The following is a 20,679-nucleotide window of genomic DNA, read 5'->3' as shown; positions in this document are numbered from 1 at the left end:
TCCGACGACGGAGATGAACCGACATGCAAACTCTGGCGAACTGGGACGGCGGACCCGGCCCGTGGATCCTGTTCTTCCCGCTGATCTGGGCGGTTGTCGTGATCGGCGCCGTCACCTTCCTGCGCCGCACCGTCTGGCGAGGACGCGGCGGACCCTGGCGGCCGGTCGAGGGCGGACGCCCGGCCGGCGACTCGCCGCTCGCGGTGCTCGGCCGCCGCTTCGCCGCCGGTGAGATCGACGAGGACGAGTACTGGCGCCGGCTCTCCGTCCTGGAGGAGCAGTTCGGCCGTGCGGTCAAGGGCGGTGCGGCATGAGCGCATCCACGACCACGACCGCACTGCGTACGGCCGCCCGCGTGACCGGCGCGGTCAAGGTGTACGGCGGTGGCGACACCGCCGTACACGCCCTGGACGGCGTGGACGTCGACTTCCCCGCCGGACGCTTCACCGCGATCATGGGCCCCTCGGGCTCCGGCAAGTCCACCCTGATGCACTGCGCGGCCGGCCTCGACACGCTCACCTCGGGCGCGGCATACATCGGCGACACTGAGCTGGGCGCGCTGGACGACCGCCGACTCACCCTGCTGCGCCGCGACCGGGTCGGCTTCGTCTTCCAGGCGTTCAACCTGGTGCCGACGCTGACCGTCGCGGAGAACATCACCCTGCCCCTGGACCTCGGCGGAAAGCGGGGCGACCAGGAGTGGATCGACGCGCTCGTGGACATCGTCGGACTGCGCGAGCGGCTGCACCACCGGCCCTCGGAGCTGTCCGGCGGACAGCAGCAACGCGTGGCGGTGGCACGGGCGTTCGCGGGCCGCCCGGACGTCGTCTTCGCCGACGAGCCGACGGGCAACCTCGACTCCCGCTCCGGCGGGGAGGTCCTCGGACTCCTCGGGCGGGCCGTACGGCAGATGGACCGTACGGTCGTCATGGTCACCCACGACCCGGTGGCCGCCGCCCACGCCGACGAGGTGGTCTTCCTCGCCGACGGGCGCCTGGTCGACCGGATGGCGTCCCCGACCGCCGACAAGGTCCTTGACCGCATGAAGGCCTTCGAGGTGCGGTCATGAACGCTTCGCTGCGGCTCAGCCTCAACTCCCTGCGCACGCACCGGCGTCGCTTCGCCGGCACGTTCTTCGCCGTGTTCCTCGGCGTCGCCTTCCTCGCCGGCACACTCGTCATGGGCGACACGCTGCGCGCGAGCTTCGACTCCATGTTCGGCGAGGCCGCGAGCGGTACGGACGCGGTCGTACGGGGCTCCGACGCCATCACCACGCCCGGCGAGGCCCAGGGCGTACGCAGCCCCGTCGACATCGGGCTGGTCAAGACCGTCGAGAAGGTGCCCGGTGTGGCCGCCGCGGCCCCGAACATCCAGGGCGCCGGTCAACTCGTCGGCTCCGACGGCAAGCCCGTCGGCGGCCAGGGACCGCCCACCCTCGCCGGGAACTGGATCACCGACCCGAAGCTCAACCCGTACCGGCTCGCCGAGGGCCGGGTCCCCGCCCGGTCCGGTGAGGTCGTGGTGAACCGGGGAGCGGCGAAGAAGGGCGGCCTGAAGATCGGTGACACCACCACGCTGCGCACCCCGGACCCGGTGAAGGTGACGATCGTCGGGCTCGCCACCTTCGGCGGCCAGGACGGCATGGCCCAGGTGACGTTCACCGGCATGACCCGGGTCGACGCCGAGAGGTACCTCACCGCGCGGCCCGGCCAGGCCGCGAGCGTCCAGGTGCGGGCCGAGCCCGGAGTGAGCCAGCGGGAGCTGGTCCGGCGGTTGACTCCGGTGCTTCCCGAGGGAGTCGAGGCGATCACCGGTCAGCGGTCCGCGCAGGAGAACACCGACATGGTCTCCAGCCAGTTCCTGACCATCTTCACGACCTTCCTGCTCGTGTTCTCCGGTGTCGCGCTGCTCGTCGCGACCTTCTCCATCCACAACACGTTCGCGATCGTGGTCGCCCAACGCACGCGGGAGAACGCCCTGTTGCGCGCCCTCGGGGCCTCCCGCCGGCAGGTCACCGCCGCCGCCCTCGCCGAAGCGGCCGGTGTCGCCGTCACGGCCTCCCTGGCCGGACTCGCGGGCGGCATCGGAATCGCCGCCGGGCTCCAGGCACTGTTCCCGGCGATCGGATTCCCCTTCCCCGACGGCGACTTGGTGATCAAGACGTTGTCCATGGCGCTGCCGCTCGCCGTCGGCATCGTGGTCTGCCTCGGCTCCGCGCTGCTGCCCGCCGTACGTGCGGGACGCACCGCCCCCCTGGCCGCGCTGCGGGAGACGGCCGTCGACGGCTCGGGCGCATCCCGACTCCGGGCGATCGCCGGTACGGTCCTCGCCGCACTGGCGGTCGCGACGGCCCTCACCGGCGTCTTCGTCTCACCGTCCGTATGGCTGGCCGGACTTGGCGCACTGCTCGCCCTGGTGTCCTTCGTGACCCTCGGCCCGGTCGCCGCCACCACGGCCGTACGGCTGCTCGGCGGCCCGCTCGACCGGCTCCGCGGCGTCACCGGCGGCCTCGCCCGGCGCAATGCCCTGCGCAGCCCCAAGTGGACCGCCGCCACCGCGAGCGCCCTGATGATCGGCGTGGCCGTCGTCTCGCTGTTCACCGTGTTCGGCGCCTCGCTGAAGGCCACGATGGACCAGACGGTGTCGCGGTCCTTCGCGGGCGACGTGGCCGTCAGCACCCCGTCCTTCGGCGCGGGCGGCAGCGGGCTCAGCCCGCGGCTCGCCCCGGCCCTGCAGCGGCTGCCCGAGGTGGACACCGCCGTCGGACTCGGCCGTGGAGTCGCCGAAGTCGACGGAAAGGGGAGGGCGTTGACGGTCACCGACCCGGCCGCGCTCGACCGCACCTTCGACCTCGGCACGGTCACCGGCTCCCTGCGCGACCTCGGCGCCGACGGCATCGCCGTCACGCACGCGGAGGCCGACCGGCAGCACCTGCACACCGGCGGCACCGCCCGGCTCACCTTCACCGACGGCAGGACGCGGAACTTCACCGTCCGAGCGGTCTACGGCCGGTCCGAACTCGCCGGTGACTACGTCATCACCCGCGCCGCCTGGGCGCCGCACCGCACCCAGGACTCCGACACGCTCGTCGCCGTCACCTTCAAGCACGGCGTGAGCACCGACGCGGGCAAGGCGGCGGTGAAACAGGTCGCCGCGCGATTCGGCGAACCCGAGGTGCAGACCCGCCACGAGTACGCGCAGTCCTCGGCCGCCGGCATCGACATCATGCTGACGCTCGTCTACGCGCTGCTCGCCCTCGCGGTCGTCATCGCCCTGCTCGGCATCGCCAACACGCTGACCCTGGCGATCCACGAGCGCACCCGGGAGCTGGGGCTGCTGCGGGCCGTCGGTCAGACCCGCGCCCAACTGCGGGCCATGGTCCGCTGGGAGTCGGTCCTGGTCGCCGCCTTCGGCACGGCGGGCGGGCTCGGCCTCGGCGCCTTCCTCGGCTGGGTGCTGGTGAAGGCCTCCGACGGCGCGAGCGACACCGCGTTCGCCTTCGCCCTGCCGCCCGCACGGCTCGTGGTCGTGGCCCTGGTGGGCCTGGCGGCCGGCGCCCTCGCGGGCCTGCGCCCGGCGCGCCGGGCAGCCCGCCTGGACGTCCTGCGCGCGATCGCCATGGAGTGAGGAGCGCGGGAGGACGCCGTCCGGCCGGCCGTCCGCCTGCCGGTGGAGGCTCACCGCCCGGTCAGCCGGGGACGGCCGACCGGGCGGGAGTCGGTGTGGCCTCCGCGGGGACCACGGCCGGGGCGGGGGCCGTGACGGAGGCGTGGACGACGGCGCGGGCCGGTGCGGTGGCCGTGACAGGGGCCGGCGCCGGCTGGACGTCCACGAAGTGCGGCGTGGACGGCTGCTCCGGCGTGCGGCGCGGTGTCCGTGCCGGGTGCGGGCGCACCGGCGTCGAGGCGGGCAGCGTGAACCACACGACCTTCCCGCTGTCGCCGTCCGGGCGCGCACCCCAGCTCTCGCTCAGCGCGGCCACCATCGCCAGGCCCCGCCCGCAGGTGGCCAGCGGGCCGACGTCGGCCGCGTCCGTGGCCTCGGCCACGTCCTCGACCTCCGCCACCACCGGCAGCCGCGGATCGTTGTCGCGCACCGACACGGTGAGCCGGTCCGGCAGCAGCTCCAGCTCGACGGTGCACGACTTGTCGGGTCGGGCGTGCCGGTGGACGTTGCTGAGCAGCTCGGTCACACCGAGCGCGGCCCGGTCTATCAAGGGTTCCAGATGCCAGTAGCGCAACTGCGCAGATACGATTCTGCGGACCTGGCCGATCCGCGACGGCAGGGCTTGGAGCTCCACCGTGCAGTGCCTGCTTGGGTGACTGATCACGGCTGCGACTCCCCGATGTGAGGTCCGGAGGGACCGGAGGAACACGGAGAACAACGGATCCAGCAGGGTGCCCGCGTCCAGCCGGCCGCCTGCTGTCGTGGCCGGCGGGCTGGTTCGCAGCGTTATCGCCGGTAAACCCAGAGTGACGTGAGACCAGCGTGACGCAGCGGATGCACTCCCGCAACTCGCCGCGACCGGCGCTCCCGAAAGGGCCGCGCTACCTGGCCGCCGCGCCCCTCGGTTCAGCTGCTGCGACTCTCAGCTCACCTGCTGTGACCCTCAGCCGCCGCGCCGGGCGGCCCGGCGCACCGCCTCGATGAAACTCCGTGCCGCGGGCGGCCCGGGCTTTCCCGGAGCGGGGTCCTGCTCACCCATCGTCAGCAGGTACCGCTTGCCGTTGAGATCGGCCAACGCCCGGTCCTCCGGCGCGTACCAGGGTTTGGAGGCGCGTACCGCCTGCACCGGCGCGCTGTCGATCTCGCTGCCGTAGCTGGTCAGCAACTCCAGCCTGCCGTCGCTGATCCGGACCTGCCCGGCCCGGGTGAGCGAGCGCAGCCGTTTCCCGATCCGCACGCCCTTGGCCGTGAACTCCGGCTCCGCCATGTCTCGCCGCCCCCTTGCGCGTGATCCCCGTGAGCGCCCCCGTCCGGGACGAGCGTCCCATGCCTTGCAGTCTGCCCGCGTGTGGCCGGGAGCACCAGTGCGCACGGAGTGTGTGCGCCCGGCGCCCGGAGCGATCGCGCCGTGCGACCCGTGCGCTTGGCGCATGCGGGCAACAGCCCGTCTTTGGGTGGCTCAAAGATGGGTTTATGCAGGTGGGATGTGGTGTGGAAGCTGCTTATGATCGAGGTGCCGGCTGCGCGAGGCGTCGTCGGTGCCCAGCGTAAGGAGCCCCGCCGTGAGTACGATCCAGAAGTCCCGGACCGGCGCCACCCTCGACGTCGACCGCAGTGATGCCGCCTACCGCGACTGGCTGAAAGACGCCGTCCGCAAGGTGCAGGCCGACGCCAACCGCTCCGCCGACACGCACCTGCTGCGCTTCCCGCTGCCCGAACGGTGGGGCATCGACCTCTACCTGAAGGACGAGTCCACGCACCCCACCGGCAGCCTCAAGCACCGGCTCGCCCGCTCGCTCTTCCTCTACGGCCTCTGCAACGGCTGGATCCGCCCGGGCCGCCCGGTGATCGAGGCGTCCAGCGGTTCGACGGCTGTCTCCGAGGCGTACTTCGCCAAGCTGATCGGCGTGCCCTTCATCGCGGTCATGCCCCGCACGACCAGCGCCGAGAAGTGCCGCCTGATCGAGTTCCACGGTGGACAGTGCCACTTCGTGGACGACTCCCGGAAGATGTACGAGGAGTCCGCCCGCCTCGCGGCGGAGACCGGCGGCCACTACATGGACCAGTTCACCTACGCCGAGCGGGCCACCGACTGGCGCGGCAACAACAACATCGCCGAATCCATCTTCCGCCAGCTGGAGTTGGAGCGGTTCCCGGAGCCCGCGTGGATCGTCGCCACGGCCGGCACCGGCGGCACCTCGGCGACCCTCGCCCGCTACGTCCACTACATGCAGTACGACACCCGTATCTGCGTCGCCGACCCGGAGCACTCCTGCTTCTTCGAGGGCTGGACCACGGGCGACCCGGACGTCACCTGCGACTGCGGCTCCCGCATCGAGGGCATCGGCCGGCCGCGCATGGAACCGAGCTTCGTGCCCGGCGCGATCGACCGCATGATGAAGGTCCCGGACGCGGCCAGCGTCGCCGCCGTACGCGCCCTGGAGCGCGCCATAGGCCGCAAGGCGGGCGGCTCCACCGGCACCGGCCTGTGGAGCGCGCTGAAGATCGTCTCCGAGATGGCCGCCGCGGGCCGCAGGGGCAGCGTGGTCACCCTGCTCTGCGACCCGGGCGACCGGTACCTCGACAAGTACTACTCGGACGCCTGGCTCGCGGAGCAGGGCCTGGACATCACGCCGTACGCGGAGGCGATCGAGTCCCTGCTCAAGACCGGGGTGTGGCCGGACTGACGCGCCCCGCGCGTCACCCTCTTCTCGGCCTAGTTGCGCAGCCGTCGGTCCAGCGCGCCGACAGCCTGCCGGAAGGCGCGCCCGACGCCCGGCCGGGCGAGACGGCACACCAGGCGGAACGGAGTCGTACCGTCGAGCCCGAAGGTCATCCGCACGCGCGTCCCGGTGCCCGCCGGAGCCAGCTGCCACTCCTCGACCCAGGCGCGGGCTCCCGGCGTGTTGGTCACGTCGACGCGGTACGTGTAGACCTCGGGCGCCTTCGCGACCAGCACCGTCTCCTCGAAGCGGGTGCCACCGCGCAGCCTGACCTCGCGCCCGCCCTCGGTGGGCCGGGCCGAGGACACCGCCGAGAACCACTCCGGCCAGCCACCGACGTCCTCGGCGAGGGCGTGGAAGACGGCGTCCGGGGTGGCGGCGATGTCCCGGGTGAACACGAGCCGCACGGGTGCGGCCTGGACGAAGTCGGTCCCGACCGGGCGCAGTCGACGAGCCATCGCGACGAACTCCCTCGTATAGTTGTCGAGTTGACGTACCGTCAGAGCCTAGCTGATGTGCCGTCAGATGTCCTCGTCGTCCTCGGTCCCGCCCACCACCACCAGCTGCCGCAGGTGCTCGGAGATCTCCGCCCGCGCCTCGGCGGGCAGCCCCGCGTCGGTCACCAGCGTGTCCACCTGCTCCAGCGTGGCGAACGAACTGAGGCCCACCGTGCCCCACTTGGTGTGGTCCGCCACCACCACGACCCGGCGCGCCGAGTGCACCAGGCGCCGGTTGGTCTCGGCCTCCGCGAGGTTCGGCGTGGAGAGGCCGGCCTCGACCGATATTCCGTGCACCCCGAGGAAGAGCAGGTCGAAGTGGAGCGCGGCGATCGCCTGGTCGGCCACGGGCCCCACCAGCGAGTCGGACGGGGTGCGCACCCCGCCGGTCAGCACCACCGTGGCCGCGCCCGGCCGCTGCCCCGAGGACCGCTGCGCCGCGTGGAAGACGTCCGCGACCCGCACCGAGTTCGTCACCACGGTCAGATCCGGCACCTCCAGCAGGTGGTGCGCGAGCGCGTACGTCGTCGTACCGCCGGACAGGGCGATCGCCGTACCCGGCGTGACCAGCTGGGCGGCGGCGCGCGCGATGTCCTCCTTGGCCGTCGGCTCCAGACCCGACTTGGCCTCGAAGCCCGGCTCGTGGGTGCTCGCCTCGACCACCGGCACCGCGCCGCCGTGCACCTTCTCCAGCATGCCCTGGCGGGCCAGCGCGTCCAGATCACGGCGCACGGTCATGTCCGACACGCCGAGCTTGCGGGTCAGTTCGTTGACCCGGACGCCGCCGCGGCGCCGGACCTCGTCCAGGATCAGGGCGCGGCGCTGCTCCGCGAGGAGGTTCTGATTCTCGCTCACGTACGCTCCGGTCCTTTCGCCGTCAACCGTCCGACATGCCAGGCGCACCTGCTCCGACCAGGTTCTTCCATCCGTCCACGGTGCGCGGGCGTCCCATCCTTTCACGGGTCGGTACCGGTTGCGCCACCATCCGTGACGATGCGCACATGCCGACCCGATGACAGGTTCCCAGCCCGCTGTCACACGGATCGGGGAGATTCCATGACGAGAGGTGCACAGCGGCCCGTAACACGCCATCCTTGTGGGCACGCACACAGGCCGCAGGCCGCGTCACGGGGGAAGTGCGAGAACAGTGGAACGTGCACAGGAACGAACCGTCTTGGAGCACACGGACAGCGCCACCGCAGCGCATTCGGACAGCGCCGCCGCCCGGCCGGGGGAGCCGGAGACCGACCTGGAACTCCTGGTCCACGGGGTCGGCGGCACCACGCCCGAGAAGATGCTCGACGATCCGCGCACCGTCCGGATCACCGGCGACGACACGGCCGCCGTCTTCCGGCGCGCCGCGGACGTCGGCGCCGAAGCGGGGGAGCGGTCCCGGAGCGGGCCGGTGCAGGAGGCGTACGTCTGGTGCAACCTCACCTCCGGTGACGGCAGCCGCGCGCTGTGGCTGCTGTTGCTGCCGTTCATGGTGGTCAACCTCGCGCACTGGATGCGCCCGGCCGCACCGGGCCGGCAGCGCACTGTCCGGCTGTACGGCCTCCTGGTGCGCCTGGCCGCACTCACCCTGACCGTGCTGCTGGTGGCCGCCGTCTGCGAGGTCGCCGTGGATCTGGTGGCCTGGCAATGCGCGGGCGTGCGCGCCTGCTCCCGCCGCCACTCCTGGCTGGGCTTCCTCTCGCCCGGCACGTCCGGCGGCTGGTGGACCGCGCCCGGCCGCCGGCTCACCCTCGCCGCACTGGCCCCGGCCGCGCTCACCGGCCTGCTCTGGTACCTGTCGCACCGCACCTGGAGCGACTACGAGTCCCACCGGCCGATGAACCGCGACCCTGAACCGACCCACGAGCCTGAACCGACCCACGAGCCTGAACCGCAGACCGACAGCAGCGCCCTGAGCCGGCCCGGTTTCTGGTACGGGCGCCGCCTCGTGGCCCGGCTGCGTGCCGCGCACACCGCGGCGGGCCTGCTGACCGTCGCCGCCGCCGTTGCGACACCGGCGGCCCGCTTCGACCACCGCCCCGGCGGCCCCGCGGCCCTGAACGTCCTGAGCTGGCTGCTGGCCGCGGCCCTGTGCGGCGGCGCGGTCGCCGTCGTGGGCGTGGTCTGCAGCCGGGGCCGCAGCGAGCAGCACCTCGACCACACGCTCGACCGGCACCTCGTACGGGGCCTGCCGCTCGCCGGGCTCGGTCTGCTGCTGCTCACGCTGCTGTACGCCTGCTGGCCCCGGCCCGGCTGGCGGTCCGCCGGGCGGCTGCCCTCGGACCCGGCCTTCGGCGGCCTGATGCTGGCCCAGGGGCTGCTCGTCCTCGCCCTGGCCGCCGTCGCCCACGACCTGTACCGCCGCCGCCCCGACCCGCGCACCGGGATGAGCGGCCTCGGCGGACCCGCGGTCGCCCTGCTCGGCTGCGCGCTCGGCGGAGTGATGTCCGGCGGGGTGGCCCAGCGCGTCGCCGACTGGCTGGACGGCACCCGCGCCTCCCTCGCCGGGCCGCCGGTGCTGCTGACCTGGCAGGCGTCCGCGATCCCACCGTTGCTCGCGGTCCTGCTGGTCCTGGCCGCCGGACTCGCCGTACACACCGCCCGGCTCAGCCGCGCCGAACGCGCGCGGTTGCACGACGAGCACCCCGGCGAGCCCGAGGACCACGCCCGCAGCCGCGCCATCGCCCACGTCCGGGCGATGGCCGGCCTCACGGACCGAACGCCTCTCGTCGTTGCCGTCCTCTGCGTCACCACCCTGGTACTGGGCGCCGGAGCGCTGGCCGGGGCCGCGGCCACCGGAGAGACCCCCGACGGGGCCACGCGCCGCGCGCACGACGCCGTCCAGGCCGCGGTCGAGACCTCACAGGCACTCGGCTCCTGGCTGATCGGGCTCGGCTTCCTGACGTTCGTCACCTGGGGCCGCCGCGCCTACAAGGACGCCTCCGCCCGGCGCACCATCGGCATCCTTTGGGACGTCGGCACCTTCTGGCCGCGCGCCGCCCACCCCTTCGCGCCGCCCTGCTACGCCGAGCGCGCGGTACCGGACCTGACCTGGCGGATGGCGACCTGGACCCGGCGCACCGGGGGCCGTCTGGTCCTCTCCGGGCACTCCCAGGGCAGCGTCCTGGCCGCTGCTGCCGCCTGGCAGCTGACGCCCGAGGCCCGCGGGCGCGTCGCCCTGCTGACCTACGGCTCCCCGCTGGAGCGCCTGTACGGCCGCTGGTTCCCGGCCCACTTCGGACCGCCCGCGCTGGCCGCCCTGCACCGCGACGTCGCCTGCTGGCGCAACCTCTACCGGCTCACCGACCCGATCGGCGGCCCGGTCCGGGTGCGCGACACCACCGGCCCCGACGTGGACCACGAACCCCTGCGGGACCCACTGGCCTACGGCCGCACGCCCGAACACCCGCTCCCGGCCCCGATCCTCGGCCACTGCGACTACCAGGCGGACCCGGTCTTCGCCCGCGAACGCGCACGCCTGCTGGCCCGCCTGCACCCGGAACTGCCGGAACAGCGCCCGGAACCGGAGCGAGCGGGCCAAGTCAGCTCCGGGTAAGGCACCTTCGGATGAGGCCGTCGACGCCCGCTGTTCGGCCTGCCGGCGGTCAGGGCAGCTCCGGCAGGTCCTCCGCGAACAGCAGGGTCAGGTCGTCCGTGGTCGGGTCGTCCACCTGGGCGACCCGGCTCGCGTGCCGCTCCACCATCACCTCGAAGGTCTGACGCGCGGTCCGGCCGTTGCCGAACGCCGGGCCCTTCGGGATCGCCGTGAAGTACTTCAGCAGCCCCTCGGACGCGCCCGGCGCCAGCCGGTACTCGTGCTCGTCGGCCTGCTGCTCCACGATCCTGAGCAGTTCCTCGGGGCCGTAGTCGCCGAAGGTGATCGTCCGTGAGAAGCGGGAGGCCACGCCGGGGTTGACGGACAGGAAGCGTTCCATCTCCGCCGTGTACCCGGCGACGATCACCACCACCGCGTCCCGGTGGTCCTCCATCAGCTTCACCAGCGTGTCGATGGCCTCCTTGCCGAAGTCCCGCCCGGCGTCCTCCGGGGACAGCGCGTAGGCCTCGTCGATGAACAGCACACCGCCGCGCGCCCGTTCGAACGCCTCCTGAGTACGGATCGCCGTGGAGCCGATGTGCTCGCCGACCAGGTCGACCCGTGACACCTCGACCAGGTGACCCTTCTCCAGCACCCCGAGGGAGGCGAGGATCTCGCCGTAGAGCCGGGCGACCGTCGTCTTGCCGGTGCCGGGGGAGCCGGTGAAGACCAGGTGCCGCTTGACCGAGGCCGCCTTCAGGCCCGCTTGCTGCCGGCGCCGGCCCACCTCGATCATGTCGGTCAGAGCCCGCACCTCGCGCTTGACGCTCTCCAGGCCGACCAGCGCGTCGAGTTCACCGAGTACGGCCTTCGACGTCCGGGCCGGCTTCTCCGGCTCCGCCGCGGCGACGAGCGGCTCCTGCTCGGTGGTGCGCTGCCCGGGAATCGCGCCGAGCAGCCCGGGGGACTGTGCCGTCGTCTGTACGGCCGTCTCGTGCACCGCGCGCGGCTTGACCCCGCCGCTCTCGTCGCTGGTGCAGTCCTCCACCACCGGTCCCGTCCCGGAACCCGCGTCCGGCCCCGCGTCGGCGAACTCGTAACCACCGCGCGCGCACCGCTCCGTACGGCACTTGCGCAGGGTCGCCCGGCAGCCGTCGATCACATGGAAGCCGTAGCCGCCGCTGCCGCTGACCCGGCAGCCCAGGAAACTGCCCCGGCCGCCGGCGGACACGTAGAAACCGGCCTCTGTGGGGGAGTCGACCGTGCAGCGCTCGATGGTCGGGTCGGCGCCCTTGGTGACGATCACGCCGGTCTGGGTGCCGTCCAGGGTGCAGTTGCTGAGCGTGCCCCCGCTGCCGTGGTCGCGGAACCAGGCGCCCGTGGCCGCTTCCCGGATCCGGCAGTCGTCGAGCTGCGCGGTCGCCCCGTCGCTCACCGACACCGCCGTGTTGCGCACCTGCGACAGGTCGCTGTCCACGACGTCCGCGCGTGAGCCGCGGTCCAGCACGAACAGCGCGTCCGGCACGTCGTGCACCCGGCAGGAGTCGAGGACCGCGGTGGCGCCGTCGCTCACCCACACGGCCGGGTAGTCGCCGGTGCTGTCGAAGATCTCGCACTGGTTGGCGTCCACCCGGGTGCCCGGGTCCCATACCGACAGGCCGTTGCGGCCGAACTGACGGACCGTCGTCCGGGTCAGCGTGAGCACCGAACGCGAGCGCAGGTCGACCGCGTTCTCCGGGATGTCGTGGATCCGGCAGTCGGCGAGCGTGAGCACCGCGTCCGTGTCCAGCGTGACCCCGTCGGTCGCGGTGCGGTGCACATCACAGTCCGTCAGGTGCGCGCTGGCCTGCTGGGTCACCTGCACACCGGCGCCCCGGACCTCGTACACCTCGCAACCCACCGCCTCCAGCGCGGAGTTCTCGCCGGTCACGGACACGCCGGTGCCGGAGGCGTGGTGCACCCGGCAGCGCTCCAGGCGCGGGTGGGCGCCGCCGCGCACCGCCACGCCCGCCTGCCCGGCGGCGACGACCTCGCACTCCTCGAACACCCCGCCACCGCCGTCGAGCACGGCGATGCCGATGCCGGCCGGGTTGTCCACGCTGCAGCGCCGCACGGTCGGCCGGGCCCCGCCGCGCACCTCGATGCCCGTGGCGGACCGGGTGACGATCCGCAGGCCCGTCAGCTCGGGCGCGCCCTCCTCGACCAGCAGGGCGGGCGCTGCCGCGTCCTGGCCCTCGACGTGCAGGTCGTGCACCACGGCCGAGGCGCGCAGGGTCAGCGGCACCCCGTCCACGGGCGCGATCCGCACCGAGCCCGGCGCGCCCTCGGGAGCGCGCAGCGTCACCGCGCGCTGGATCACCAGGTTCTCCCGGTAGGTGCCGGGGGCGATGGTGAGGACGTCGCCGTCGGTGGCGGCGTCCAGGGCGGCGGCGAGCGATGCGTACTCACCCGTGCGGCGCCGCCACCGCGAGGTACCGCTGTGCGTCACCTGGACCGTGCCCTGTGCCATGGCGTTGCTGTGCCCCCACCTCGTCGTACTGATGGCTCCATCGCGCCCACGAAACCGGCAGGCCCGTGCGGTTCATCGTCCGTGGGCCGTCACCGAAAGCGCTTCGGCCGGTCCACCGTAGCGTGCGCGCGAGGGATGGGTTGACCAGAGCCGGAAGGCGGTCAGCTGCCGGTGCCTGCCTTGCCCCAGTCCGGACCCGCTCGGTCCCAGGCCTGGTCCCAACGCGCGTACCGGCGTCGGACCATGCGCCACACGGTCACGCGCCGCCCGGCCTCGACCAGGCCCGCGGTGATCAGGGCCGCGCCGAGGCCGGCGAGCACCGCGTGTGCCGTCGCCGTCGCGGAGTCCAGCGGGCGGGTCGTTATTCGGCCGTGCCCGTCCGTCCACAGTCTGAAATGGTCGCCGTGTTGCGGGGACTGGAGGCGCGTCAGGGCCCGGCCGTGCCACCGGGTGCCGTCCGGTGCCGTCCAGTCGGCGACGACGCGGCGCCGGGACGCGTGCACCGCGGAGGTGTCGGGGTCGGTCTCCGGCGGGGCGTCCCCCAGGTCACGCACCACGGTGGCCGTGACGAGGTGGCGGGAGTGCTGCTGCTCCCGCGCGGACCGCTGCAGCGAGTCCTGGGCCGCGGCGCCGACCAGACTGCCGATCACCGGCGCGGCCACGGTGATCAGCACCAGTGCCACGAGGGCCACCCACGCCTCGGCCACATCCGTCGCACGGCGCAGCGGATTGTGCCGCCAGCGCCACAGTCCCGTCAGTGCCCGCACGTACCCCACCCCCCTTCCGCACCGACACAACCCCCGGCGCGGTCAATCGCCCCCAGCCCGGTCCAGGAGAGAGCGACTTCACATCCGACCGGGATCCCTCACGAATTTCTCACACGTCCCAACGACCGGGTCCCGGCCCCTGGTTCCCCGTTCGCCGACCGAGTTGGGGAATGCCGGAGTGGTCGCGGAAAACCGGCGTGATCGCGCCGGTTCTCGTGCTCCGGCCCCCTCCCGTCAGGACACAGTGCGGTCCTCGAGCCCTACTGGAGCACCCGCACCGGATCGCCGACCCGGATCGTGCCGGGGGACACGGGCACCAGGCTCTGCCCGAAGATCAGCCGCTGGTTGATGTTGCGGTGCCGTGCCAGCGTGCGCAGGGGTTCCCGGCCGCGTACCGCGGAGTCCTGGTCGGTGGTGGTCACGACGCAGCGCGCGGTCGACTTGGCGACCCGGAACTCCACCTCGCCGACGGCGATGCGCGACCAGTGGTCCTCCGCCCAGGGCTCGGTGCCGCCGACAACCAGGTTCGGCCGGAAACGGTTCATGGGCAGCGGGCCCTCGGCCGCGTTCCTGCCCTCGGCTATCAGGGAGTTCAGGGCGCCCAGCGAGGCGAGCGTGGTCACGTGCAGCGGGCAGCCATCGGCGAAACTGACCGTTTCGCCGGGCAGCGCGTACCGGGGATCGACCGGGCGGCGGGTGGCCGGATCGTCCATGTGGACCAGGCGGACCTCCGCCCCCAGATAGTGGCTGCACCAGGCGGAGGCTGCCGCAGCGGCCGGCACCGCCTCCACCTTCGTGCCGAAGATGTTCACCTGCACCGTCGGACCGGGCGCCGGCTCCCGCACTATCAGCGACCGGAAGCCGGGCGCCGACAGACTGATGCCGCCGCCGGGCCGTGGCTCGGCGGCGGCGAGCGCGAGACGCGGCTGCTCCCGCTGTGTGACGACCATTCCCCCGTTGTCGATCAGCGTCCAGCGCCGGTCCCCGGACAGGCCCCAGGGCTCCACCACGGCCTCCCGGAGCGCGAGGCCCCGGAACGCCTTGACCGGATGGACATGGATCGACTGCAATTTCGCGTTCCCCATGCCGCCATCGTGCCAGGTGGCACCGACAGCCCGGGGTCCCCGTCAGTAGCCGCGGTACTGCTGGTTGTTGTACGGGTCCTGGTACTGGGCCTGCACGGGGCGCGGCGCGGCGGGGCGCATGGCCTCGTACCCGGTGCCCGTCGCCATCGGACCCGCCGCCATCGGGCGCTGCTGCGGGGCCTGCGGGCCGGGATAGCCGCGCGGCGCGCTCGCCTGCTGCGGGATGTACGCCGTGGGTGCCTGCTGCAGCGGAGCGGGCTGCGCCTGCTGCGGGTAGCCGTAGGCCGGGACCTGCGGCGACGGGGCCGCCGGGAGCGCGGGGAGCGCCGACGGCAGCGCGGGCAGGTTGCTGCCCGAGTCGTAGACGGCGGGGACCCGGATCGGGGCGATCTGCGGGGTGCCCCGCTCGGCCACGAGCGAGTCGTAGATCGGGGTGTCCGGGAAGGAGGCGGAGTAGTAGCCGCCACCATAAGTGGAGCGGGGGGAGGTCATGGCACATAAGTTAAGCCCACGATGTGCTGGTTGGGGAGACCGATAAGAGGGTTGTTTTCCGTGTCGGCAGTGCCTTGAGATCCCCAATGCGAGCGAACTTTCCCAAAAGGGGCGCCGGTCAACGTTTGGATCGTGTAAATGGCGAGTTCCTGTTGGGTTACCGTCGGTTGACCGGCGATCTTCCTGTGCCGTTCATGGGAGTTCGCCGTACCCGGGAATAGGTTGAGCGGGCAGAGATGGCCTGGGACCGCCGGGTGTACCCGGCGCCGACAGGATGGGGGCGGACATGTCAATGCCGAAGGGCTCCAATACGCCGGTGCCGGGCACGGCCCTGCGCGTCGAACTGGGCTGGCGCTCCGGACCCGGCGTGCCCGACGCCGATGCCTCGGCGCTGCTGCTCGCCACCGGAAAAGTCCGCTCCGACGGCGACTTCGTCTTCTACAACCAGCCCGCGCACCTCTCCGGCGCGGTGCGCCACGAGGGCAAGCGGGCCGCCGGGGACCGGGTCACCGACACCCTTTCCGTGGACCTCGCGCGCGTGGAGGGCGCCATCGAGCGGGTCGTCCTCGCGGCCTCCGCCGACGGCGGGACCTTCGGCCAGGTCCCCGGCCTGTACATCGAGGTGACCGACGCGGCCGACGGCACGGTGGTCGCCCGCTTCGACAGCTCGGGCGCCACCGTGGAGACGGCTTTTGTTCTCGGAGAGTTCTACCGCCGTCAGGGCGGCTGGAAGTTCCGCGCCGTAGGCCAGGGCTACAGCAGCGGACTCGAGGGCCTGGCAACAGACTTCGGGATCACCGTGGACGAGCCGCAGCACGCGGCACCGTCGCCCGTGTCGCCCGCCCCGCCCGCCGCGCCGCCTGCCGTACCGTCCGTACCGACAGTCCTGCCTGGGGCGCCCCCGGCGCCCATGGGGCCCCCGGCCGCTCACCTGCCCCCGCCGCCTCCCGGCGCGACGGCCGTTCCCCTGCCCCCACCGCCCCCGGGCGCAACGGCCGCCCCGCTGCCGCCCCCGCCCCCGTCCACGCCGCCGGTCCGCCTCTCCAAGGTCACCCTCACCAAGGCAGCCCCCTCCGTGTCGCTCGCCAAGCAGGGCGGCACGTCCGGAGCCATGCGGGTCAACCTCAACTGGCAGATGCGCAATCAGCTCCCGGGCTGGGGCGGACGCTGGGGCGCCGGGCAGGGGAACCTCGACCTCGACCTGTGCGCCCTGTACGAACTCGCCGACGGCCGCAAGGGAGTCGTCCAGGCCCTGGGCAACGCGTTCGGTTCGCTGCACCGGCCGCCGTACATCCACCTCGACGGCGACGACCGCACCGGCGCCGTGACGAGCGGTGAGAACCTCACCATCAACCTCGACCACAAACAGGACTTCCGGCGCATCCTGGTCTTCGTCACCATCTACGAAGGCGCCGCATCGTTCGCCGACCTGCACGCCACCGTCACCCTCCAGCCCCAGCACGGCGCCGCCATCGACTTCTCGCTGGACGAGTGCACGGTCCCCTCCACGGTGTGCGCGCTCGCCCTGATCACCAACACGGGCGGCGATCTCGTCGTCCAGCGCGAGGCGCGCTACCTGGTACCCGAGCGCGGGGTGAGCCCGCAGCGGACCATGGACCGCGCCTACGGGTGGGGCATGAACTGGACACCTGGGCGCAAGTAGCCCGATCGGCTCTCGACCGGCTCAGCTCTCGTCGGGCACGGCGTCGGGACGGGCGTACGTACGGCCCTTCCAGGCCGCCCCGCGCCCCCGGTAGTGCTGCACGGCGGAGTCGACCGTCATGAGGAGGTAGAGGAACGCGGTGAACGGCAGCAGCGGTGCGAGCCACAGTGGCTGCCGGTAGTAACGGAGCATCGGGACGTACGTTCCCGTCATCACCGTCCACGCAGCCGCACCCATGACCGCCGTCGCTGTACTGCCCGTGGCCATGCCCGTCACCACGGCCGCGGGCGGCACCAGGTAGACCAGCGCGAGCCCGGCGACCGTACCGAGCAGCAGCAGGGGGTTGTGCCGCAGCTGGGCGTACGCGCTGCGCGAGACCATCCGCCACAGACTGCCCAGCCGAGGATACGGTCGCACGCTGTCCACCCGGTCGGCCAGCCCCAGCCACACGTGCCCGCCGACGCCCTTCACCGCGCGCGCGAGCGCCACGTCGTCGATGACGGCGTGCCGGATGGCGTCCGGGATCCGCGCCCGCTCGGCCATGTCCGCGCGCAGCAGCACACAGCCGCCCGCTGCTGCCGCCGTGCGCGAGCCCTTCCGCCCGATCCGGCGGAACGGATACAGCTGCGCGAAGAAATACACGAACGCGGGAACGACGAGCCGCTCCCACAGGCTCTCCACTCGCAGTCGCGCCATCTGCGACACGACGTCGAAGCCACCGGTGCGGGCCGCGGCCACCAGCTCGCGCAGGCTGTCCGGCGCGTGCGCGATGTCCGCGTCCGTCAACAGCAGATATTCGGGCTCACGCGCGTGTGCGAGGCCGATGCCGTGCCGCACCGCCCACAGCTTGCCCGTCCAGCCCGCGGGCGGCTCACCGGGGGAGTCCACCGTCAGCGGCAGCCCGCCGTGCCGCCGGGACAGCTCACGGGCCAGCTCCCCGGTGCCGTCCGTGCTCCCGTCGTCCACCAGGAAGACCTCCGCCCGCCCCGGATAGTCCTGCGCCAGCAGCGACGGCAGGCTCACGGAGAGCACGGCGGCCTCGTCGCGGGCCGGGACGACCACACAGACCGACGGCCACGCCCCCGGGTCCCGGCGCGGCGGCAGCCGTACGTCCGTGCGCCAGAAGAACCCCTGACACAGCAGCAGCCAGCACCAGGCGGCGAGCGAGACGAGCGATACGACGGTCATCCACATGTGGGCGCTCACGGGCGCAGTCTGCCCCACCGGACGGGCTCACAAGGGCCCATCGTCTATCGTTGCCGGGTGAAGATCGCGCTCATGGATTCCGGAATCGGCCTGCTGGCGGCCACTGCCGCGGTACGGCGCCTGCGGCCCGACGCAGATCTCGTCCTCTCCCTGGATCCCGACGGCATGCCCTGGGGGCCCCGCACCACCGAGGACCTCACCGCGCGTGCCCTGGCCGTCGCCGAGGCCGCCGCGGCCCGTCGGCCCGACGTCCTGATCATCGGCTGCAACACGGCCACCGTGCACGCCCTGCCCGCCGTGCGCGCCCGCCTGGAGCCTGGCATCCCGGTGATCGGCACGGTCCCGGCCATCAAGCCGGCCGCGGCCGGCGGCGGATCCGTCGCGATCTGGGCGACCCCCGCCACCACCGGCAGCCCCTACCAGCGCGGTCTCATCGAAGAATTCGCCGACGGGGTCAAGGTCACCGAGGTCCCCTGCTGGGGCCTCGCCGAGGCCGTCGAGCACGCGGACGAGGCGGCCATCGAGGCCGCGGTCGCCGCGGCGACGGAGCTGACGCCGGACGATGTAACGACCGTCGTCCTGGGCTGCACCCATTACGAACTGGTGGCGGAACGTATCCGCACCGCTGTGCAGCGCCCCGGCGCCGCCCCGCTCGTCCTGCACGGCTCCGCCGGCGCGGTCGCCACCCAGGCCCTGCGCCGCATCGGCGAACAGCCCGCCCCCGACGCCCCCGCCGACGGCACCCTGACGGTGCTGCTGAGCGGGCGGGAGGGCGAGCTGCCGGGGCCGGCGCTGCACTACGCCGAAGGACGGCTGCTGACCGCCGCCGGCCCGCTGGCCGACCGGGCGTGAACCGGCGGGCGACCTCGCTGGGCCGCCCGGAGCAGTCACCCTGTGCGAGCGGGTACCCGCGCACGGAAACCTGAGTAACCTCGTAAACATGAGGGACCGCCCCCATGCGAAGGACGCTGCGTGCGTCTGGACCGGACGCGCCACCAACCGGGTCCAGTGGCTGCTGGCGCTGGTCGGCGCGGCCTGCATGGCCCTCGGTATCGAGCTGGCCGTGGACTCGGCCTGGACCTCGGGCATCGCCCCGCTGGTGATGTCCGTCGTGGGTTGCATCGCGGCCGGTCTGCTGGTCCTCTTCGGCACGCTCGCCTTCGTGCACGTCGACCTCAGGCTCGACGAGGAGTCCCTCGAAGTGCGCTGCGGCCACATCGGGGTGCCACGCCGCCGCATCCCGCTCTCCCAGGTCGCCGGCGCCGACTTCACCGCACTCGTCACCCCGCGTCACTGGGGCGGCTGGGGCTACCGGTGGCGCCCCGAGAAGGGCACCGCGGTCGTCGTCCGGCGCGGCGAGGGCATCGTGCTGAGCCTGTGGGACGGCCACACCTTCACGATCACCGTCGACAACGCCGAATCGGCGGTACGGGCCATCAGGGCCCGGCTGCGGACGATCACGCCGGGCACAGCAGGCTGAATCACCGCTCAGGTCCCACGTCCGCCTCAGGCAGGGCTCACCCCGGGGGCTCCATGCCCTCACCCGCCCACGGGCGCGCGGTCGCCCACCCCGCCAGAAGCCCCGCCCCCGCCGTCACCGTGGGGAAGCTCAGTGCGTTGCCGACCGAGGCGAGCGCGGCCAGCACCGTCAACGCCGCGCCCGCGGAGAGGGCGACCGGGGTGGAGCGCGGGGTGCGCCACAGGGCGTGCAGGACCCAGCCGAACGCTGCCGCGAGCAGGAGCACCCCGACGAGCCCCTGCTCGGCCGCCTGCTGGAGCGGGGCCGAGTGCGGCCTGCCGTCGGGCGGCAGCGCCTGCGACGCGGTGCGGCTCAGCTCGCCGAAGCGCCCGGGACCAGCGCCCAGGACGGCGTCCCGGCACGCGAGCCGCAGCGCGTCGTGCCAGAGCTGCACGCGGTGCACGGTGAACCGGCCGCCGAGCGCATCGGCGAGACCGCCGGGCAGGGCGTCGGCGGCGACCGCCCAGGTGGTCCCCGCCACCAGAGCCGCGGCCACGGCCAGGCCCGCGACACCGGCGCCCCGGTGGGGCATCGAGCCCGCGGCGAGCGAGCACAGCAGGACGACGGCACTGGCTGCGCAACCGGCCGTCGACCCGACCGCCGCCCCCGTCAGCGTGATCCCGACCGCGAGCACCCGCAGCCCGAGCCGCAGCACCGGCACGGGCGTCGCCCATGCGGCGCAGCACGCGGAACCCGTGGCAAGCGCCAGCAGGGCCCCGGTGGCACCGGCGTGCCCGAGCGGGGCGGCGGAGCGCAGACCGGGGGAGAGATCGGGGACGGACACGGCGAGGGCGAGCCCGGCCACGGCACCGGCGCCGGGCGCGACCACCGGCAGCAACGCCCCGGAGATCCGGCCCGAGGCATAGCCGGCGGCCACGGCGAGCACCGCGAGCAGCACGCCCTCGGGGCGCCCGTCGTGAGCCGCCGCGGTGATCAGCGACCACCCCGCGCAGGACCCCAGCAGGATCATGCCGACCCCGTCAGAAACGTTTCGCCTGCTGCTGTCCACGTCCACCCCGCCCG

18 protein-coding genes are annotated in these 20,679 nt (G+C 73.2%); 8 read left to right on the top strand and 10 right to left on the bottom strand.

Annotation, left to right across the window (positions count from 1 at the left end):
- Positions 1-23 precede the first annotated feature (23 nt).
- From ACWD35_RS24675 to ACWD35_RS24665, 3 genes are read left to right on the top strand one after another with little or no spacing between them, the layout of a single operon-like run.
- Positions 24-314: an SHOCT domain-containing protein gene (locus tag ACWD35_RS24675; RefSeq protein ID WP_451353454.1), complete on the top strand. Its 291-nt coding sequence runs from the start codon at positions 24-26 to the stop codon at positions 312-314.
- A complete protein-coding gene (locus tag ACWD35_RS24670) occupies positions 311-1,069 on the top strand; it encodes an ABC transporter ATP-binding protein (protein WP_451353453.1) in 759 nt (252 codons plus the stop codon). Before ACWD35_RS24675 ends, ACWD35_RS24670 begins: the two co-directional genes overlap by 4 nt.
- Positions 1,066-3,627: an ABC transporter permease gene (locus ACWD35_RS24665; protein ID WP_451353452.1), complete on the top strand. Its 2,562-nt coding sequence runs from the start codon at positions 1,066-1,068 to the stop codon at positions 3,625-3,627. The genes ACWD35_RS24670 and ACWD35_RS24665 overlap by 4 nt, the downstream gene beginning before the upstream one ends.
- A gap of 61 nt (positions 3,628-3,688) precedes the next feature.
- On the opposite strand, the gene ACWD35_RS24660 is transcribed toward ACWD35_RS24665, so the two are convergent.
- Together ACWD35_RS24660 and ACWD35_RS24655 are read right to left on the bottom strand one after the other, a co-directional pair.
- Positions 3,689-4,330, bottom strand: coding sequence for an ATP-binding protein (locus ACWD35_RS24660; protein WP_451353451.1), 642 nt, complete (start codon positions 4,328-4,330; stop codon positions 3,689-3,691).
- 279 nt (positions 4,331-4,609) lie between these two features.
- Positions 4,610-4,933 (bottom strand): hypothetical protein, encoded by a 324-nt coding sequence (locus ACWD35_RS24655; protein WP_451353450.1) that lies wholly within the window; start codon positions 4,931-4,933, stop codon positions 4,610-4,612.
- A gap of 295 nt (positions 4,934-5,228) precedes the next feature.
- Here ACWD35_RS24655 and ACWD35_RS24650 point away from each other — a divergent pair, with 295 nt between their 5' ends.
- Positions 5,229-6,353: a PLP-dependent cysteine synthase family protein gene (locus ACWD35_RS24650; protein WP_451353449.1), complete on the top strand. Its 1,125-nt coding sequence runs from the start codon at positions 5,229-5,231 to the stop codon at positions 6,351-6,353.
- Between the two features lie 29 nt (positions 6,354-6,382).
- On the opposite strand, the gene ACWD35_RS24645 is transcribed toward ACWD35_RS24650, so the two are convergent.
- Positions 6,383-6,847 carry an SRPBCC family protein gene (locus ACWD35_RS24645; RefSeq protein ID WP_451353448.1) on the bottom strand — a complete coding sequence of 155 codons (465 nt, stop codon included), beginning with the start codon at positions 6,845-6,847 and terminating at the stop codon, positions 6,383-6,385.
- A 63-nt stretch (positions 6,848-6,910) separates the two neighbouring features.
- Positions 6,911-7,741, bottom strand: a complete 831-nt coding sequence (locus ACWD35_RS24640) for a DeoR/GlpR family DNA-binding transcription regulator (RefSeq protein ID WP_451353447.1) — start codon at positions 7,739-7,741, stop codon at positions 6,911-6,913.
- 292 nt (positions 7,742-8,033) lie between these two features.
- On the opposite strand from ACWD35_RS24640, the gene ACWD35_RS24635 reads away from it, so the two are divergent.
- Positions 8,034-10,436, top strand: a complete 2,403-nt coding sequence (locus ACWD35_RS24635) for a hypothetical protein (RefSeq protein WP_451353446.1) — start codon at positions 8,034-8,036, stop codon at positions 10,434-10,436.
- A 49-nt stretch (positions 10,437-10,485) separates the two neighbouring features.
- Here ACWD35_RS24635 and ACWD35_RS24630 read toward each other — a convergent pair whose 3' ends face one another.
- The 4 genes from ACWD35_RS24630 to ACWD35_RS24615 all read right to left on the bottom strand — a co-directional run bounded on the left by ACWD35_RS24630 (position 10,486) and on the right by ACWD35_RS24615 (position 15,268).
- Positions 10,486-12,924, bottom strand: coding sequence for a right-handed parallel beta-helix repeat-containing protein (locus ACWD35_RS24630; RefSeq protein ID WP_451353445.1), 2,439 nt, complete (start codon positions 12,922-12,924; stop codon positions 10,486-10,488).
- A 161-nt stretch (positions 12,925-13,085) separates the two neighbouring features.
- A complete protein-coding gene (locus ACWD35_RS24625; protein WP_451353444.1) occupies positions 13,086-13,691 on the bottom strand; it encodes an Rv1733c family protein in 606 nt (201 codons plus the stop codon).
- Between the two features lie 260 nt (positions 13,692-13,951).
- Positions 13,952-14,776 carry an MOSC domain-containing protein gene (locus ACWD35_RS24620; protein WP_451353443.1) on the bottom strand — a complete coding sequence of 275 codons (825 nt, stop codon included), beginning with the start codon at positions 14,774-14,776 and terminating at the stop codon, positions 13,952-13,954.
- A gap of 42 nt (positions 14,777-14,818) precedes the next feature.
- A complete protein-coding gene (locus ACWD35_RS24615) occupies positions 14,819-15,268 on the bottom strand; it encodes a DUF6643 family protein (RefSeq protein ID WP_451353442.1) in 450 nt (149 codons plus the stop codon).
- A gap of 292 nt (positions 15,269-15,560) precedes the next feature.
- Between ACWD35_RS24615 and ACWD35_RS24610 the strand changes: the two genes are divergently transcribed.
- Positions 15,561-16,931 carry a TerD family protein gene (locus ACWD35_RS24610; protein ID WP_451353555.1) on the top strand — a complete coding sequence of 457 codons (1,371 nt, stop codon included), beginning with the start codon at positions 15,561-15,563 and terminating at the stop codon, positions 16,929-16,931.
- Positions 16,932-16,952: 21 nt separating this feature from the next.
- On the opposite strand, the gene ACWD35_RS24605 is transcribed toward ACWD35_RS24610, so the two are convergent.
- Positions 16,953-18,125: a glycosyltransferase gene (locus ACWD35_RS24605; protein ID WP_451353554.1), complete on the bottom strand. Its 1,173-nt coding sequence runs from the start codon at positions 18,123-18,125 to the stop codon at positions 16,953-16,955.
- A gap of 84 nt (positions 18,126-18,209) precedes the next feature.
- Here ACWD35_RS24605 and ACWD35_RS24600 point away from each other — a divergent pair, with 84 nt between their 5' ends.
- Both ACWD35_RS24600 and ACWD35_RS24595 read left to right on the top strand, forming a co-directional pair.
- Positions 18,210-18,989 carry a glutamate racemase gene (locus ACWD35_RS24600; RefSeq protein WP_451353441.1) on the top strand — a complete coding sequence of 260 codons (780 nt, stop codon included), beginning with the start codon at positions 18,210-18,212 and terminating at the stop codon, positions 18,987-18,989.
- Positions 18,990-19,077: 88 nt separating this feature from the next.
- Positions 19,078-19,617, top strand: a complete 540-nt coding sequence (locus tag ACWD35_RS24595) for a hypothetical protein (protein ID WP_451353440.1) — start codon at positions 19,078-19,080, stop codon at positions 19,615-19,617.
- A gap of 37 nt (positions 19,618-19,654) precedes the next feature.
- Here ACWD35_RS24595 and ACWD35_RS24590 read toward each other — a convergent pair whose 3' ends face one another.
- Complete coding sequence (locus ACWD35_RS24590) at positions 19,655-20,626, bottom strand: O-antigen ligase family protein (RefSeq protein ID WP_451353439.1); 972 nt, start codon at positions 20,624-20,626, stop codon at positions 19,655-19,657.
- Positions 20,627-20,679: the final 53 nt, after the last annotated feature.

Source organism: Streptomyces sp. NPDC002671 (assembly GCF_053592475.1).
The sequence above is the reverse complement of the archived record's forward strand: the minus strand, read 5'-3'. Positions and strand labels throughout refer to the sequence as shown.